Origin of the sequence: Streptomyces sp. 8N616, from assembly GCF_052246385.1 — a bacterium.
GTDB lineage: Bacteria > Actinomycetota > Actinomycetes > Streptomycetales > Streptomycetaceae > Streptomyces.
In genome coordinates this window covers 113094-129299 of the sequence record NZ_JBQQBY010000019.1, presented here as the reverse complement: position 1 = coordinate 129299, position 16206 = coordinate 113094, and the positions used below count along the sequence as shown (strand labels likewise).

Below are 16206 nucleotides of genomic sequence, written 5' to 3'. Positions count from 1 at the left end.
CCTGGCCTGCGTGTTCTGCGGAATGTGTCACAGATTGAAGCGGGGGGTCAGTGGAATTCCGCAGCTTAGGGCTGGTTGAAGTCGCGCAAGTCAGCGATTTCTTTCTCACGGCGAAGCCTTGCTCAAGTCGGTTCTCGCGGGGAAGTAGCAGAGGAAATGCGGTCAGACATCAGACGTGCCGATCGGCCCTTCGTCGGCAGGGAGACGCAGCTCAAGGCCATTGAGGTCGCTACTTGCAGGACAAACGGAGCGCTCCTCATCGGCGATTCAGGAGTCGGGAAGAGCAGCCTGCTGCGCGCCGCGCTTGACCGGGCGGCTCGAAGCGGTGCGACCGTGACGCAGCTGAATGGCGCGGGCGGGCCCACATACGGCGCACTCACCGAGCAACTCGACCGGCATCCCGGCCCTGGGGAACGCCGCGTGGTCGGCGTCGACGACGCTCATCTGGTCGACCCACACACCGCTGCTCGACTATACGGCTTGGTGTGCGACGGCCGGGCGTCCATCCTGGCAGCCATCCCCGCCCGCGCCCAAGCACCGGACGCGATCAACCGCCTCTGGGTGGAAAAGCTGATCGAGCGCCTGGAGATCGGCGCATTCGATCGTTCGGATGTCGCCAAGGTCCTCACCGCCAGGCTCGGCGGACATGTGGCGGCCGATACCTTGGAGCGGTTCTGGGAACTCACCCTCGGAAACGCCTTTATGCTCCAGGAACTGACGGACCACGCGCTCGCCGAAGGCAGGCTGCGCCGTGTAGGGGACAGCTGGCAGTGGCCCGGCCTGACGGGAAAGCTGGACGGTCGTCTGGCCGATCTCGCCCAGCTGTTGCTCGGCGAGTTGGCCCCGGACGAATGCGAACTCGTCGACATGGTGGCGCTCGCCGGGTCCCTGGAGGCCGACCTGCCGGTCGTCGCCGAACTATCAGATGCGGCCGAGGCGTTGAACCGACGCGGCATCCTGGTCGTCGAACGCGAAAATCTACGCCTGCGGTTGCGACTGGCCCACCCGATCTGCGGGCCCGCCACCGTGTCGTCGCTGCCCGTGCTCACGGCACGTCGGCTCCGGCTCCGGATCGCAGATGCAATCGAACGCACGGGAGCCCGCCGACGCGACGACATGGCACGCATCGTTGCGCTCCGGCTCGACGCGGGACGGATTCCGGATGGCGCCCAGCTGCGGACCGCGGCCAGGACCGCGCTACGCCGCCAGGACTTCACGCTTGCCGAACGGCTGTGCCGGCTGACCGGCGCCGCTGACGACGGCACGACGCTCGCGGTCGCCCTGCCACTGGGCCAGGCCCTGGCCGGTCAGCACCGCCACCTCGAGGCCGAGACCCTTTTCGCGCGGCTGCCGAACACAGGGGCGGTCTCGGCCGAGTCCGCGGCAGCGCTACGGGACCGAGTGCTCAACCTGGTCTTCGGGCTACAGAGGATCGCCGACGCCGAGGCCATCGTGGATGAGGCGGTCGCGGCAGTCGGGGCGGACGGACACGGAACGTTTCTTGGCGCTTGGGCACTCGTACGGCTGCTCGCCGACCGCCTTGACGATGTGCTCGTCTTCAGCGAGGCCGTGTCGGCGCAGCCGCCGGACTCCTTCGTGGCGCAGCAGGCCCTGCCTGTCCTCGCGTTCGCCCGCAACGAGCTGGGTGACACCGACGGTGCGCTCACCCTGCTGCGGAACTTCCATCCCGCCCTGGATACTTGGGACGATGAGGCCCGTCTCTTGCACCGAGTGGTGCTTGCACGTGCCGTCCTCCAGGCCGGTGGCCCGGCCGCGGCCGCCGACCTGCTGGACGGGCCATGGGATTACGAAGCCGAGGACGATCCCCGCTACCGCTTGCACATCGCCCTGCTCAAGGCGCAGTCGTACCGAAGTTCCGGCCGGCCCGCCGAGGCGGTCGATCTTCTCCGGCAGGCCGCTGCCCATCAGGGCCCGGGCGACTGGCTCACCACCAAGGCCTGGACACTCGCACAGCTCGCGGGCGCGCTCGCCGAGGCCGGTGAGAACACGGAGGCGATGCGCACGTTGGTCGAGGCCCGTTCGGCACATGAGAGCACGGTGCCCTACTCCCTCGTCTCGGACGCCATGGCGATGGAGCGGGCGCTGGTCCTCGCGCATGTCGGCGACCATGCCGGCGCCGTGCGTCAGGCGTTGAAGGTCGCGGACAGCGCCGGCGCCGCAGGGCGCCGTACCCAGGCACTCTCCGCGCTGCACCTGGCGGCCCGCCTTGGCACGGCCGCGGAGGCCGTCGATCGGCTGTCCGGGATGTCCGGCCCGGCCGGCTCCGGATTCGCCGTGCTGCAGGAGAGCCATATACGGGCGCTCGCCGCGAACGACGGGGATGCCCTGGCGGCCGTTTCCGTGCGCTTCGCCGCCCTGGAGCTGCTGCCGCTGGCGGCAGAGGCCTCGGCCCAGGCGTGCCGCGCTCAGCAGGCAGCCGGGCGGCACCGCAAGAGCCGTGCCGCACGGGCCGCGAGCCGGAACCTGCTGGCCCGGTACGACAGTGCATTGCCAGGGTGGGCGGTCCTCGGGCCCTCGCAGGACTGCGGGTTCCGCGCCGAACTCACCAACCGTGAGCTGGAGGTTGCGGCATTGGCCGCCGCGCGGCTGTCCAACCGGGAGATCGCCGACCGCCTCGTCGTATCCGTCCGCACGGTGGAGAACCATCTGCACCGGGCCTACGGAAAGCTCGGCGTCGCCACCCGCGCCGAACTCGCACACCACCTGGGCTTTCACTCTACGTCGTCCGATCGGGAATCACTGTGAGGGACCGTCGTCGCCTTGGTGGGCCGGTGCCGGTGCCGGTACCGGTGCGGGGGCGAGATGGCCGACGATGCGGGTGAGTTCGGCGGAGTAGCGCTCAGCGAACTCCTTGGAGGTGGGGTCCAGGCCGGTGACGGCGCGTACGACGTTCGGGAGAGCCGAGCCGGCTGCGGTCGCCGCGAACAAAGTGAGCAGCAGATACGCCGGGTCGATATCGGGCGCGATTTCGCCGGCGGCCTGACGGCGGCGCAGGTCCTCCACGTGCTGCTGCAGCCGGGGCTGCAGGTGCGGGTCATCGGAGGCGTCATCGGTCAGGCCCGCCCAGATGAGTAGCCGGCCCCGTTCCGGCTCGTCGACAGTGACCTTGAAGTATCCGGTGACGACCTCGGACAAGGGCCGGCCGGGGTCGGGAGGGATGTTGTCCCGCTCGTGCCAGCGCCGGATGAGTTCCCGATAAAGGCCTTCTTTACCGCCGAAGTAATAGGAGATGAGTTGGGTGTTCACGCCCGCCCGGCCGGCGATGTCGCTGGTGCGGGTGGCGGCATAGCCGTGCGCGGCGAATTCGCTGAGCGCCGCGCGCAGAATCTTCTGCCGCGTCCGCTCCGGATCCCGTCGGCGTTCCTCCCCGGTCACTGCCCTGCGCTGCTGTTGTCGCGTCACGCTGAAACGATATCAGTCACCCAAGTGACCATTTCAATAAGGTAGTTGACATTTTCACTTGACTGAGTGAAAGTGCTGGATATGACGAACCAACGCGTTCATGGGTCCACCGCTCCGGCAGCGCCGACCATCGCGATCATCGGCGGAGGCATCGGAGGCCTTGCCCTTGCTCAAGGCCTCCACCGACAGGGCATCACAGTGGAGGTCTACGAGCGCGATCGCACACCGGCCGACCGCGCACAGGGTTACCGGGTCCACGTCAACCCCTATGGCGCCGCGGCACTGCACGAGCTGCTGCCTCCGCACCTGTGGAAGACATTTCTCGAGACCACCGGCACCGGAGCCCAAGGCTTCGAGATGCTCACGGAGCGGATGAAAACGCTTGTCACCGTGGACGTCGCGCCCGAGAACGACCCCACCCAGGCGCACCATTCGGTCAGCCGGATCACCCTGCGCCAGGTCCTGCTCAACGGCCTTGACGACAACGTCCACTTGGGTAAGACCTTCACCCGCTACGAGAAGCGGTCCGATGGGCGGTTCGTCTGCCACTTCTCTGACGGCACCACCGCGCTCGCGGACGTCATCGTCGGCGCCGATGGCACAAACTCCCGTGTCCGCGCCCAATACCTTCCGCATGCCCAGCGCTTGGACACGGGTATCCGCGCCATCGCCGGCAAATACCTGCTCACGCCCGAGAGTCGTAGACGTGTCGACGCCCGGCTCCATCGGACCAGCGCGGTGGTGCTGCCGCCCGCCGGCTGCGGCATGTTCGTCGCCCCGCATATCTACGACGACGATTCTGAGCTCCGGGTGGACGGCATCGGCAGCACCGACCGCGACGTCAGCACGTACGACAACACCTCCAGCTATCTGCTCTGGGCCTTCGCCGCCGTAGGTGACCGCTTCCCCGCGGACACGGATCTCGCCGGCCTGGACGGCCCCGCGCTCCAAGACCTGCTGGTCGGCATGATCGAGCGCTGGCACCCCGACCTGCGGACCCTGGTCACCGAGGCGGATCCCGACACCGTCACCGTGCTGCCCATCCGGATGAGCGAGCCCATACCCCGCTGGACCCCGAGCAAGGTCACCCTGCTCGGCGACGCCATCCACGCCATGACCCCCATGCGCGGCATCGGCGCCAACACGGCACTGCGTGACGCCCGCGTGCTGTGTCGACAACTCGCCTCCGCACACCGCGGTGACGCCGAAATCATCACGGCCATCGACAATTACGAGGCCGAGATGACCGAATACGGCTTCGATGCCGTCCGTTCCTCACAGCGTTCCGCGACCAAGTTCGTCGGCGAAAACCGCTTTGCCCGGGCCGCGTTCAAGACATTCCTGCGGACCGTGCAATCCTGTCCGCCGCTCAAGCGCAAGGTCTTCGCCAAACTCGGCCTATGACATGGAAACGCTGCCTACGGCCAACCCCGCGACCGGAAGTCGCGGGGTTGGCTATCGGCGGTTGGTGAGACGGTCAGCGGGTCAGAGGTCGCCAGGGCGCGCATCAGGGTGGTCCGGAAGACCGTACGGCCTCGGACGCGGATGGTCTACCGGGCGGCGGCCAGGGACGGCGCCGGCGCGGGCAGCGGATCGAAGCCGGGCAGCGCGAGCAGCACCGGCGGGCGGGTCCAGTCCTCGGGCTTGACGGCCATATCGAGGCGAATGTGGTCGTTGGCGCTGACCTGCACCGGGCCCACCGTGCCGACCAGCAGCGAGCTACGGCTGTCCGACTCGCGCGACGGCTGCGCATCGTGCGCCAGCGCGTGCAGGTACCAGGTGCCCGGCGGCACGTTGTTCAAGGAGAACGACCCCGCCCGGGTGCGCATGGACAAAGCCGCGGGCTGCCCCTGCATGATGGGGCTGTCGAAGGCCCCGATGCAGAGGGGCGACCGAGGCACTCCCAGGACGTGCATCGTCCCGGAAATCGACCCGAGCGGCCCCGAGGACACCGGCAGCTGGGATGTCTTCGGATGCTCGATGTCGTCGCCTTGAGCGATTCTTCGATAGCGGGTTGGAGCGATTCCGACCGAGGCCGTGAAACGGCGTGAGAACGTGCCGGCACTGCTGTAGCACACCTGCGTCGAGATGTTGGCGACATTGAGGGATGTATCAAGCAGCAGACGTTTGGCTTCGTGTAGCCGTACCGCGCTGAGGAATCTACCGGGCGTCACACCGGTGATGCGTCGGAAAACGCGTAGGAAGTAGAACTTGCTCACCATGGCAGAGCGGGCGAGATCATCGAGGCCGATGGGCTCGTGGAACCGTTCGCGGATGGTGATGACCGCGCGCTCTACGAGGTGCTTCATCCTCTGGACTCCCTGCTCTTCATCCTCGGGCAGCATGGTGAATTCGCTGATCCGATGTTGCTTCATCCGTAGTCCTCCAGCGGTGCATGCAGTCGTTTTTCGTGCATGCTGATCTGCACGTGACGTGAAGCCCAGAAAATATTTGAAGCGTGCGGAGTGCACAGGAACCGATGCGCGATGAATTAAGGGGAAACGCGCAGGACAGGCTGCGGGAGATGACTGCAGCCAAGGGGTCCGGGCCGTGAGCTGCGACTCGGTGTTCGCTCTGCGGATGCGAGGCGTGTCCGAGCACGTCAGGTGGGGGGAGGAGGCCGGTGAGTGCGACGGTGCCGAGGTCGTCGAAAAGCGACTCGAAACCGTTCGTCGGGAGTGCGGGCCGGGCTGATCATGCCCGCGTCGGGAGCAGACGATTTAGTCGCTCAGCCAGGTCGTCGGGCGGTCCTGATGGGGTCCGAGGTCGGCAGGGTCGAGCCGGGTTTCGAAATAGGGCTGTCCCTTGTGGGAACTCATCGGTGTCGTCCTCTCTGCTTGACCGCGAAGCTCTCGCTGCGCAATCCTTTACCAGATGATCACAACCCTGTGGGCGGGCGCATGAGTAGCGGGTACTCAGTTTTCGGACGGGTCGAAATGGGGCAATCAGTACCTACAGGGGATCGCCTGGAGTGTTGGACAAATTGCCGGAAGTCCCGATGTTGATAAGTTTCCAGTGGATGGGTGCCTTCTTACTGCGTTGTTCTCGGGTTGCGGAGCTGGCACTTGGTAAATTCTGAAAGTGTGGAAGAGGTGTTTCGGGTATTCACTGGGGTCCGAATTGAGGACCTGATGCCGCCGAGTCTGGCCGCCGTGGCCACGGCCGAGGATGTGGCGGTCGGCGGCCTCTACCCGGAGGAGGAGGCGTTGGTGGCCCGCGCGGTACCCAAGCGGCGCCGGGAATTCACCACCGCCAGGCACTGTGCACGGCGTGCGCTCGGGAAGCTCGGCATCCCCCCGGTGTGCCGATCATGACGACGGACCGGGGCGCTCCACGATGGCCGAGCGGAATCGTCGGCAGCATGACGCACTGCCACGGCTATCGGGCCGCGGCCGTGGCCCGGCAGCGCGATGTCCTGACCCTCGGCATCGACGCCGAACCGAATGACCGGCTGCCCAGCGGAGTCCTTGGCGCTATCACCGTGGGCAGCGAACGTCGCCATCTTGCACGGCTGTTGGACTCCAGGCCGGAGCTGTCCCGGGACCGGCTGCTGTTCAGTGCGAAGGAGTCCGCCTACAAGGCGTGGTACCCACTGACCGGCCGCTGGCTGGAGTTCACCGATGCGGAGCTTGACGTCGATCCGGTGCTCGGCGTCTTCACAGCGCGACTCCTCGTGCCGGCGCCCGTGGTGCCGGGGTACGGGCCCCTCGCGGAGTTCACCGGTCGCTGGGCTGTCGGCGATGGAGTCGTCGTCACCGCCATCGCGGTCCCTGCTGAACCGAGTGAGCAATCTGGGCGATGACAGCGACGCGGAGGCCACCGCAGTCTTGAGATGCCGAGGAGGCTCCCAGGAGGGAGCCCATGGGGAACGAAGAGACGGACCGGTCTCTCCACCTCTCCAGACGCCATTTGCCTCGGAGTTCCAGAAGTCGACCGAGCTGACGAAGACGCCGGTGCCTAAAGAAAGCTCTGCTCGCTTCCGCACGGCGCGACTGGTCGTATCACCACAACCCCAGTAACCGCAGCAGCTGCAGCAACCGCTCACTCCTGGAGCAGCCGAGCCTGCCGACGCGACCTGATTGGTGCCTCCACTACTCATGACCAGCCATCAAGTGCAACTGCTGTTCCTGGACCTTGCGCTCATCCTGCTGCTGGCCCGGGGCCTGGGGGTCCTGGTGGTGCGGGTCGGGCAGCCACCCGTCATCGGCGAGATCCTCGCCGGCATCCTCCTCGGCCCCACACTGTTCGACGGTATGGTCGCCGACACCTTGTTCCCCATGGACGTCCGCCCGTTGCTGACCGGCCTGGCTGATGTCGGGGTCGCCCTGTTCATGTTCATCGTGGGCCTGGAGCTGGAACACCGCGCCCTGCACGGTAGAAGGAGAGCCACCGCCACGGCGGCCCTGGGGTCGACCTTGGTGCCGTTCGTCTTCGGTGTCGGCCTCGCCTTCTACCTGCTGCGCAACCACGAGACCGACCAGCCGGCCAGTTTCGTGGTGTTCATGGGCCTGGCGTTGTCGGTGACGGCGTTCCCGGTGCTCGCCCGCATCATCTCCGAACGCGGCCTGGGCCGCTCGGAGACCGGCGGCCTCGCACTGGCCACGGCGGCGCTCGTCGATGTCGTAGCCTGGTCGGCCCTTGCGGGCGTGCAGGCTGTGGTCGGCGGCGCCGGCGGCTACTGGCGGGTGTCCCTGCTGATCCCCTTCACCGCTGTACTGCTGGCCATCCGGCCGCTGATACGGCGGGTGTTCATGCCGGGAGGAAAGGCGCAACCCCTCACGCCGTTGAGGCTCACGTTCATCCTGATCGGCGCGCTGCTGTCCTCGGCGGCCACCGAAGCCATGGGGATGCACTACATCTTCGGGCCCTTCCTGTTCGGCGTGCTGCTGCCACGGGAGGCCATCGCCTCGCTGCGGGATGAAATCTGCGACCGCACGGGCCAGATCACCTCCGTGCTGCTCCCGGTGTACTTCGTGGTCGCCGGACTCAAGGTGGATCTGCGCACCGTGGGCATGGAAGGGCTTGTCGAGCTCGGCGCCATCGTGCTGGTGGCGGTGGGAGGCAAGTTCTGCGGCACATACGCCGGGGCCCGATCTCAACGGCTTCCGGCCAGGGAGTCCGCGACGCTGGCAGCACTGATGAACACGCGAGGCCTGACCGAACTGGTCATCCTCGGCGTCGGTCTCCAACTGGGGCTGCTCGATGGACCGTTGTACTCGCTCATGGTCGTCATGGCCCTGGTGACCACGGCCATGACGGGACCGCTGCTCTCGCTGTTGGACAGGCGGCAGGGCGGCCCGCTGTCCACGCGGGACGGTTCCGAACAGCCGGAAGGGCAGGCCGCCACGGCGCGGGGCGCACAGAGCACGGCGTGAGGGTATGCGAAGCACGGCGTGAGGCTACCTGTCAATGGCGCCGATGTGTAGCGTGGTTACACATGAAGGCAGAAACCCTCAGAGGGAACCTGGAAGGGATGCTCCTTTCGGTACTCGAGGCCGGCCAACTACACGGCTATGCGGTCATCGAGGAGCTCAAGCGACGCAGCGGAGATGCGATCAATCTCCCGTCGGGCACTGTCTACCCGGCCCTGCATCGCCTTGAGGCCGCGGGACTTGTCGGCAGTGAGTGGTCCCGACACAACGGCCGTCGCCGGCGCAACTACTTCCTGACCGCGGCGGGGCTCAGCGCCTTGGCGGACAAGCGCACCGCCTGGCAGGAAGTCTCCTCGGTCATCTCGGTGGTACTGGGAGGCAGCGCGTGACGGAGGCGGCAGTACTGCAGCGCTATACCGACCGCCTGGCGCAGCACCTCGTAGGGCCGCACGCACGGCGCTCCGCGATCCTCGACGAGGTGATGGACGGGTTGCTGTGCGCGGCTGAGGCCAACCTCGAAGGCTGCTCCGACGCCGAGAAGGCCGCGCGCCGCGCCGTCCAGGAGTGGGGCTCGGCCAAGGACGTCGCCCGGGCGTACAACGATGCGACGCTACGACTGAGCGCGAACCGCCTGTCGCTGCGGGCCATGTGCGTACTGCCACTGCTCGCGGCCACCTGGGCGTACGCACTGCTCGGCGGCCCGCCCGGGCCGTGGGGGCAGCATCCGCCGCTGCTGCTGATGGGCCTGTCGGCGGTGGCGTTCGGCTGTGTCCTCTCGCTCGCCGGGGCGATCTCGGGGCTGCGGAGCGGCAGTGGGATCCGAGCGGCGAGGGCGGCACGGGATATGACCGTCACGACGGGCACGCTCGGGGCGCTCATCGGCATGCTCTGCGTGCTGGGCGCGCTGGTCTTCCTGTTGCTCAACCGAGGCCTGAACCATCCGGAATCCCTGGACTGGTCCATGGTCTCCATACCGGCGACGCTGACCGTGATGGCGGGCGGCTACTTCGGCCTGTCCCTGAAACGCTTCTTGGCCATCGTACGGGCAACCGGCTCCTCGTAGAACCTGCGAACTTCGGCGCCCGAAACCGTCGTCGTGCCCACCGCCGCGGCCCCCTCCGCACGGCTGCGGTCGGCGGAGCTCCCATCGTGGGCGACAACTTTCGTCGTTGCCACCCGAGATGGGAGCTCTTCGTTTACGCGCCGTCGAACTGGCCGTTGTTGCATCGGGCCTGATGGGACGCTACATTGGCGCTATAGATAGCGCGGCTACACAATAGTGTCGCTACAGGGAGGTCAGTGCCGTGGAGAGCATGGTGCTGCCGCTTGTCGTGACCGCCGCGCTGGTCTTCCTGAGCTCCTTGGGCCGGTTGCTTGCAGCCCCCGGACAAGCATCCGGCCCAAGGAAACGACCCGCTCGACGGCGCCTTTTTCGCGCCTTCATCGGCTACCGACAAGGTGAGGGAACGGACGTGGAGCACTGAGACGTCCGGGACTCGACGACTTCGGAGGGAACCGACAGTGGCCAACCAGACGCCAAGTTACGACGTGGTGATCCTCGGATCAGGCATCGCCGGATCCACCCTCGGCGCCGTATTGGCTCGCAGCGGCCCCAAGGTGCTGCTCGCCGATGCGGGCACGCACCCGCGGTTCGCGGTGGGGGAGTCGATGATTCCCCATCTCGTCGCATGGCTCCAGGTGCTCGCCGAGCGCTTCGACATCCCCGAGTTCCACGCACTCGCCGATGCGAACACCATCAACGAGAAGGTGAGCAACACCTTCGGTGCCAAGCGGCACTTCGGCTTTATGCTGCACCGGCCCGGCGAGGAGCCCGACCCGACAGAGGCGCACCAGTTCGTCATCCCCGACGCACTGACCTCCGCGAGCCATCTCTTCCGGCAGGACAGCGACGCCTATCTCTTCCAGGTCGCGGTCCAACACGGCTGCGACACCCGCCAGCAGTGGCGGGTTGCCCGGGTCGACTTCGACGACGACGGTGTGACGCTGACCGGGACCGACGAACGGCAGGTCAGGGCACGCTACTTGGTGGATGCCAGCGGCTTCCGGTCGCCGCTTGCGGACCTCTTCGGGCTGCGTGAGCAGCCCGCCCGGTTCCAGCACCACTCCCGCTCCCTGTTCACGCACATGATCGGGGTGCGCCCCTTCGACGACGTGGTGCGCGCCCCCGCGGAGAGCCGGCCACCCGTGCGGTGGCACGAGGGCACCATGCACCACCTCTTCGAGCGCGGCTGGTTCTGGATCATCCCGTTCGATAACCATGAGCTCTCCCGCAACCCGCTGTGCAGCGTCGGCGTCACGCTCGACCCGCGGCTGTACCCCAAGCCCGAAGGCCTCAGCCCGGAGGGGGAGTTCGCCCAGCTGGTGAGTCAGTTCCCGGCTGTGGAGCGGCAGTTCGAGGGCGCCAGGAAGGTGCGCGAGTGGGTGTCCACGGGGCGGCTGCAGTACTCCTCCCGGAAGACCGTGGGGCAGCGCTGGTGCCTCATGTCGCACGCCGCTGGATTCCTTGACCCGCTGTACTCGCGCGGTATGTCCAACACATTCGAGATCATCCACGCACTGGTCCCGCGCATTCTCGACGCCCTGGCTGACGACGACTTCAACGAGGAGCGTTTCCGTTACGTCGAGGAGCTGGAGCAGGGCCTGCTCGACTACAACGACATCCTCGTCAACTGCTCGTTCATCTCGTTCTCGCACTTCAGGCTCTGGGATGCAGTGTTCCGCGTGTGGGGCAGCGGAAACACCCCCGGCTCGCTGCGTATCAACAACGCGCTGCGCACCTTCCGGGCCGACCGCGACGCGAGCGTCTTCGACAACCTGGAGAAGGTTCCGCACACCGGCCTGTGGTGGCCCGACAGTGACGCCTTCAAGCTGGTGCTCGACGGAATGGCGGAAGCCTGCGCGCAGTACGAATCGAATGCCATCGACGGCGACACGGCCGCGGACCGGATTCTTCGACTCGTCCAGGAATCTGAGGCGGTGTCTCCGGAGTTTGGCTGGAAAGACGTGAACCGCCGGTTTATCTATCCGGACCAGCGCCAGATGAAGGACTTCCTGGAGTGGGCGGCCGCATCGCCGCTCCCGGAGCTGAGTACCATCGGCCGGGAAACCCTGGCGGCACTGCGCAAGGCCGGCGCCGCACCCGCCCCCGAGGCCGGGAACCGGTGAGCGCCATGCCCGTACGTGATGGCCTCAGCACCCAGGAAGCCAACAAGGCTCTCGCCCGCTACTGGTTCGACGAGGGCTGGACCCGCTGCAACGTGGAAGTAGCCGACCGCGTTTTCCACCCGGACTTCCTGCTGAACGGGAAGCGGGTCGGCCCGGAGGGACCCAAGCAGAGCGTGCTGCGCCGACACGCGGCGTTCTCCGAACTCACCGTGGACGTCGGGATCCAGGTGGCTGAAGGACCATGGGTGGCGACGTGGTACACCACTCGGGCGACGCATGTGGGGGAATACGTCGGAGTGGCTCCCACAGGGCGCTCGATTTTTTCCGAAGGGGTGCAGGTTTGGCGTGTGAAAGACGGCCTTGCGGTGGAGGACAGGAATGTCTTCGACCTATGGAAGCTCGTATCCCAACTCCGTGAGAAGGACGGGCAAGTTGCGCCCTGAGGGCCCGCTCCGCAATTCCCTACGAGGCGGCCCGAATAATGTTCTTCTCGTAGGCGAAAATGACCGCGTGCACTCGGTTGCGGATCCCCAACTTCTCCATTACTTTCTGGATGTGAGACTTCACGGTGCTCTGACTGAGAGTCAGCTCGGCGGAGATCTCGGCATTGCTGTAGCCGCGCGTCATAAGACGGAACACCTCGATTTCCCGCTCCGTGAGCTGCTCCAGCGGCGAATCGCCGGGCTGCTGCTGCCGGATCGTGGGGATCAGTAGGGACTTCCCGGTGGCCATGATGCGGACTGCGGCGGCGAGTTCCTGGGGTGTGCTGCTGTTGGACAGCAGACCTTTCACCCCGGTCTGTAGCAGCTGGCTCGCCGCCGCGTCCACGTCGTTGATCAGGACCAGCGTGTTGGGGGCGGGATGAGGGGGGTGCGACCGAACCAGCGCGCTGACGCTGTCCACCGCTTCCGCCGCGTCCGTATGGGAGTTGATGATGACGACGTCCGGCCTCAGGTCCCGGTACTGCGTGGCTGCGGTGTCGCTGTCCTGGGCGACTCCGACCACAACAAGATCGGGGTAACCCTCCAGAATGGTGTGCAGTCCCGTCCGAGAGATGGGCTGTGAATCAACGAGCAGGACTGCGGTGCGTGCCGAACTCGGCATGTGCTCCCCCGATGACTCGACGGTTGAACCTTGCAGACAGAATATGCCGGGAGGCATCGGTCCCAGCTAGGGCGGCGCTTATCCCAGATTGGCGAATTTCCCGGAAGAGCCGCGCACCCAGCCCGCCGTATCCACGATGCGTCAATTCACCGGGGCACCGCCCAGATCCCCGCACCCAGACTGTGATTGCTGTAACACCGGCACTGCAGGTGTCGCCGGGTCGGCAAGTCCGGGAGCGGAAGCTTGAGTTCAGCGATGCGTGGTGGAAAACACGTTTATCGGCGCACGCACCCGTATGGCCTGGGGAAATGCTCAGCGAAGTCACGGCGACCCGCTTCGTGCGCCAGTAGGCGGCGACCAGCAGCACCCGGTCCTCCAGGGGCAGCCCCCAGGGCCGTCCCCGCCGCACTTCGTCGGCACCCTCACGGCGCAGCGCGGTCACCAATTTGTCGAAGACGCGTGGGTTCAGCCCGGTGAATGGGGCTATCCAGGAGGGTTCCGATGCCGTGATCACACCAGCCATGGCCAAGATCATCCCATGGCAAGTTCACCTGCCTGATCTGGAGGCGCTGGTCACGGCTCTGCCGCCGCGAGATCACCCAAGCTGTCGCCCGGGGTACGGTCTGCACGTGATCTACCTGATAGGCGGCCCGCCACGGGTGGGCAAGAGCACCCTCGCATGGATGCTGCTGGACCGGGATGGCATCCCGGGATGTCCGACCGACGCTCTGGTTTCGATGCTGCAGCGCGCTGCGCCCCAGCACGGCGTGCGGCACGGTACGCATCCGGACAAGGCTGTACGGGCGCAGCCCTTCCTCGTCGAGTTCATCCGTGCCACTGCGGAGGGCCTCGACGACTCCGATCCCCTGGACGGCTATGTGGTCGAGGGCGACATCGTCACGCCGGCGGCGGCCGCAGCCGCCACCGGTCTCGGGATGCCACTGAGCTGCGTCTTCCTCGGAAACACGGAGCTGACCACCGAACACTTGAGGGCCGCCCCGGACTGGCTCGACGGAGCCGATGACACCACCTACCGGGAGATCGCCGCGTGGGTCAGGCAACAGAGCTCTGCCCTACGTGAAGCCTGTGCGGCCAGCGGGCACGTCTATGTCGAGTTGGGGGCCGGCTATACGCAGGGCCTTGAGAGGGCCTACTCGACACTGGTGGAGAGGGCCTGACCGTCCACCGCCAGCGCCCGCGAAGACCTACTCAAGCAATTGCGGGACGCCTCTTAGCGAGGGGATCCGGAGTGCCCCGTATCGGCCTTCACGACCTGCGGCACCTCGCCGCCACCCTCACCTTCACCGCCGGCGTCCCCCTGACCGTGGTGTCCAAGACCCTGCGCCACTCCACGCTGTCCACCACCGCGAACCTCTACAGCCACCTCACCCAGCAAGCCGCCCGCGACGCCGTCGACACCATCGACCAAGCCCTGACCAACGCCGACCAAGACGGCACCCGCCGCCACTGGCCGAACTGGCTGCGACCATACCGCGACCACACAGAGAGGCATCGCAAGCGGCTCAAGCCGCTCTACTCCCCCGCCCCAGCAGCCAGTTCACCCCCCAATTTCAGGGAAGGTATGCGACCACCAGGCGACCACCAGGCCTGCGAACACGGAAAAGGCCGCTCTCTCATCTCTGAGAAAATGGCCTATGACCTGCGAAAACGCTGGTCGGGACGACAGGATTTGAACCTGCGACCCCTGACCCCCAGCGCGTCCGGATAGCGCAGGTCAGGTCCTGTTTCACTACCAGCAGCCTGACACCTCCTGCCGCCTCGCGACACCCAGTCCGTGAGAGATCCGTGAGAGGCAGGTGAAAACCGCAAGGGGCGAGGCAAGCGTGCAGGTAGCCAAACCTCCAGGCGAATGGATTCGTGGGGAGACGCATGATGGCGCCGCAGCGGCGAGGGCGTCGGCACCAGTCCTCCGCGGTTCCCGATGTGTAGTGTGGTTATACATGAAGGCGGAAACCCTGAGAGGAAACCTGGAAGGGATGCTGTTGTCTGTGCTGGAGCCTGGACAACTGCACGGATATGCGGTGATCGAGGAGCTCAAGCGGCGCAGTGGGGATGCGATCAATCTGCCGACCGGCACCGTCTATCCGGCCCTGCACCGTCTGGAGGCCGCAGGGCTGGTCGGTAGTGAGTGGTCCCGGCACAACGGTCGTCGCCGCCGCAACTACTTCCTGACCACGGCGGGCCGCCGCGCCTTGGCGGAGAAGCGGACGGCGTGGCAGGAGGTTTCCTCGATCATTTCGGTCGTGCTGGGGGGCGAGGCGTGACGGAGGCGGCAGCACTGCAGCGCTACACCGACCACTTGGCGCAGCACCTCGTGGGACCGCACTCGAGACGCTCCGCGATCATCGACGAGGTCATGGACGGGTTGCAGTGTGCCGCCGAGGGCAACCTCGAGGGCTGCGCCGACGCCGAGGTGGCCGCACACCGCGCCGTCCAGGAGTGGGGGTCGGTCAGCGAGCTCGCCCGGGCCTACAACGACGCGACGCTGCGGATCAGCGCAATCCGTCTGTCACTGCGGGCTCTGTGCGTTCTGCCGCTGCTCGCGGTCACCTGGGCGTATGCGCTGCTCAGCGGGCCGGCCGGGCCGTGGGGGTATCACCCGCCCATGCTGCTGACGGGCTTGTCGGCAGTGGCGTTCGGCTGTGTGCTCTGTCTCTCCGGGGCGATCTCCGGGCTGCGCAAAGGCAGCGGGATCCAGGCGGCGGGCGCACCGCGGGACGTGACGGTCACGACGGGAGCCCTCGCGGCACTCATCGGCATGCTGTGCGTGCTGGCCGCTCTGGTCTTCCTGCTGCTCAACCGAGGCCTGAACCATCCGGAATCCCTGGACTGGCCCATGGTCTCCCTCCCGGCGACGCTGACCGTGGTGTCCGGTGCCTACTTCGCCCTGTCCCTGAAACGCTTCCTCTCCGTCGTACGAGGAGCGGGCCCCTCCTAGGCCCTACCGCGCGGTTCCGTCCGCCGTACCCCCCTCCGCGGCCGGTACGGAGCGGCCACGTCATCAGAGCTCCCAACTCCTGAGGCAACTCCCCTGGCTGCCGTCGGAGTTGGGGGCTCTCTGCTTGCGCGCCACCGAACTGATCTCTGTTGCGAACGGGTG

14 protein-coding genes and 2 pseudogenes are annotated in these 16206 nt (G+C 66.7%); 12 read left to right on the top strand and 4 right to left on the bottom strand.

Annotated elements, in window-relative coordinates:
• Positions 1 to 156 precede the first annotated feature (156 nt).
• On the top strand, positions 157 to 2766 hold the full coding sequence (locus ACTWQC_RS19160) for a LuxR C-terminal-related transcriptional regulator (protein ID WP_443316937.1): 2610 nt from the start codon (positions 157 to 159) through the stop codon (positions 2764 to 2766).
• Here ACTWQC_RS19160 and ACTWQC_RS19155 read toward each other — a convergent pair.
• On the bottom strand, positions 2758 to 3423 hold the full coding sequence (locus ACTWQC_RS19155) for a TetR/AcrR family transcriptional regulator (RefSeq protein WP_443316936.1): 666 nt from the start codon (positions 3421 to 3423) through the stop codon (positions 2758 to 2760). The two genes, ACTWQC_RS19160 and ACTWQC_RS19155, sit on opposite strands and share 9 nt — an antisense overlap.
• Positions 3424 to 3504: 81 nt before the next feature.
• Here ACTWQC_RS19155 and ACTWQC_RS19150 point away from each other — a divergent pair, with 81 nt between their 5' ends.
• The gene (locus tag ACTWQC_RS19150; RefSeq protein WP_443316935.1) at positions 3505 to 4827 is read left to right on the top strand and encodes an FAD-dependent oxidoreductase; all 1323 of its coding nucleotides are present in this window, start codon (positions 3505 to 3507) and stop codon (positions 4825 to 4827) included.
• Between the two features lie 146 nt (positions 4828 to 4973).
• Here the strand turns inward: ACTWQC_RS19150 and ACTWQC_RS19145 are convergent, their stop codons facing one another.
• A complete protein-coding gene (locus ACTWQC_RS19145; RefSeq protein ID WP_443316934.1) occupies positions 4974 to 5798 on the bottom strand; it encodes a helix-turn-helix domain-containing protein in 825 nt (274 codons plus the stop codon).
• Between the two features lie 756 nt (positions 5799 to 6554).
• On the opposite strand from ACTWQC_RS19145, the pseudogene ACTWQC_RS19140 reads away from it, so the two are divergent.
• The 6 genes and pseudogenes from ACTWQC_RS19140 (at position 6555) to ACTWQC_RS19115 (ending at position 12424) form a co-directional block, all read left to right on the top strand.
• Positions 6555 to 7225, top strand: a pseudogene (locus ACTWQC_RS19140) (4'-phosphopantetheinyl transferase family protein).
• 295 nt (positions 7226 to 7520) lie between these two features.
• A complete protein-coding gene (locus ACTWQC_RS19135; protein ID WP_443316933.1) occupies positions 7521 to 8798 on the top strand; it encodes a cation:proton antiporter in 1278 nt (425 codons plus the stop codon).
• A gap of 62 nt (positions 8799 to 8860) precedes the next feature.
• The gene (locus ACTWQC_RS19130) at positions 8861 to 9184 is read left to right on the top strand and encodes a PadR family transcriptional regulator (protein ID WP_443316932.1); all 324 of its coding nucleotides are present in this window, start codon (positions 8861 to 8863) and stop codon (positions 9182 to 9184) included.
• Positions 9181 to 9858, top strand: a complete 678-nt coding sequence (locus ACTWQC_RS19125) for a hypothetical protein (protein WP_443316931.1) — start codon at positions 9181 to 9183, stop codon at positions 9856 to 9858. Before ACTWQC_RS19130 ends, ACTWQC_RS19125 begins: the two co-directional genes overlap by 4 nt.
• A gap of 458 nt (positions 9859 to 10316) precedes the next feature.
• Entirely contained in the window at positions 10317 to 11981 is a 1665-nt protein-coding gene (locus ACTWQC_RS19120) for an NAD(P)/FAD-dependent oxidoreductase (protein ID WP_443316930.1), read from the top strand.
• 5 nt (positions 11982 to 11986) lie between these two features.
• Entirely contained in the window at positions 11987 to 12424 is a 438-nt protein-coding gene (locus tag ACTWQC_RS19115; protein WP_443316980.1) for an ester cyclase, read from the top strand.
• A gap of 19 nt (positions 12425 to 12443) precedes the next feature.
• On the opposite strand, the gene ACTWQC_RS19110 is transcribed toward ACTWQC_RS19115, so the two are convergent.
• Both ACTWQC_RS19110 and ACTWQC_RS19105 read right to left on the bottom strand, forming a co-directional pair.
• Positions 12444 to 13085, bottom strand: coding sequence for a LuxR C-terminal-related transcriptional regulator (locus tag ACTWQC_RS19110; protein WP_443316929.1), 642 nt, complete (start codon positions 13083 to 13085; stop codon positions 12444 to 12446).
• Positions 13086 to 13422: 337 nt separating this feature from the next.
• A pseudogene (locus tag ACTWQC_RS19105) lies at positions 13423 to 13608 on the bottom strand (IS5/IS1182 family transposase); the annotation flags it as partial.
• On the opposite strand from ACTWQC_RS19105, the gene ACTWQC_RS19100 reads away from it, so the two are divergent.
• The 4 genes from ACTWQC_RS19100 (at position 13607) to ACTWQC_RS19085 (ending at position 16044) form a co-directional block, all read left to right on the top strand.
• A complete protein-coding gene (locus tag ACTWQC_RS19100) occupies positions 13607 to 14263 on the top strand; it encodes a hypothetical protein (RefSeq protein ID WP_443316928.1) in 657 nt (218 codons plus the stop codon). The pseudogene ACTWQC_RS19105 and the gene ACTWQC_RS19100 overlap by 2 nt on opposite strands.
• 71 nt (positions 14264 to 14334) lie before the next feature.
• Positions 14335 to 14814, top strand: a complete 480-nt coding sequence (locus tag ACTWQC_RS19095) for a tyrosine-type recombinase/integrase (protein WP_443316927.1) — start codon at positions 14335 to 14337, stop codon at positions 14812 to 14814.
• Positions 14815 to 15046: 232 nt separating this feature from the next.
• Positions 15047 to 15370, top strand: coding sequence for a PadR family transcriptional regulator (locus tag ACTWQC_RS19090; RefSeq protein WP_443316926.1), 324 nt, complete (start codon positions 15047 to 15049; stop codon positions 15368 to 15370).
• The gene (locus ACTWQC_RS19085) at positions 15367 to 16044 is read left to right on the top strand and encodes a hypothetical protein (RefSeq protein ID WP_443316925.1); all 678 of its coding nucleotides are present in this window, start codon (positions 15367 to 15369) and stop codon (positions 16042 to 16044) included. Before ACTWQC_RS19090 ends, ACTWQC_RS19085 begins: the two co-directional genes overlap by 4 nt.
• Positions 16045 to 16206 lie beyond the last annotated feature (162 nt).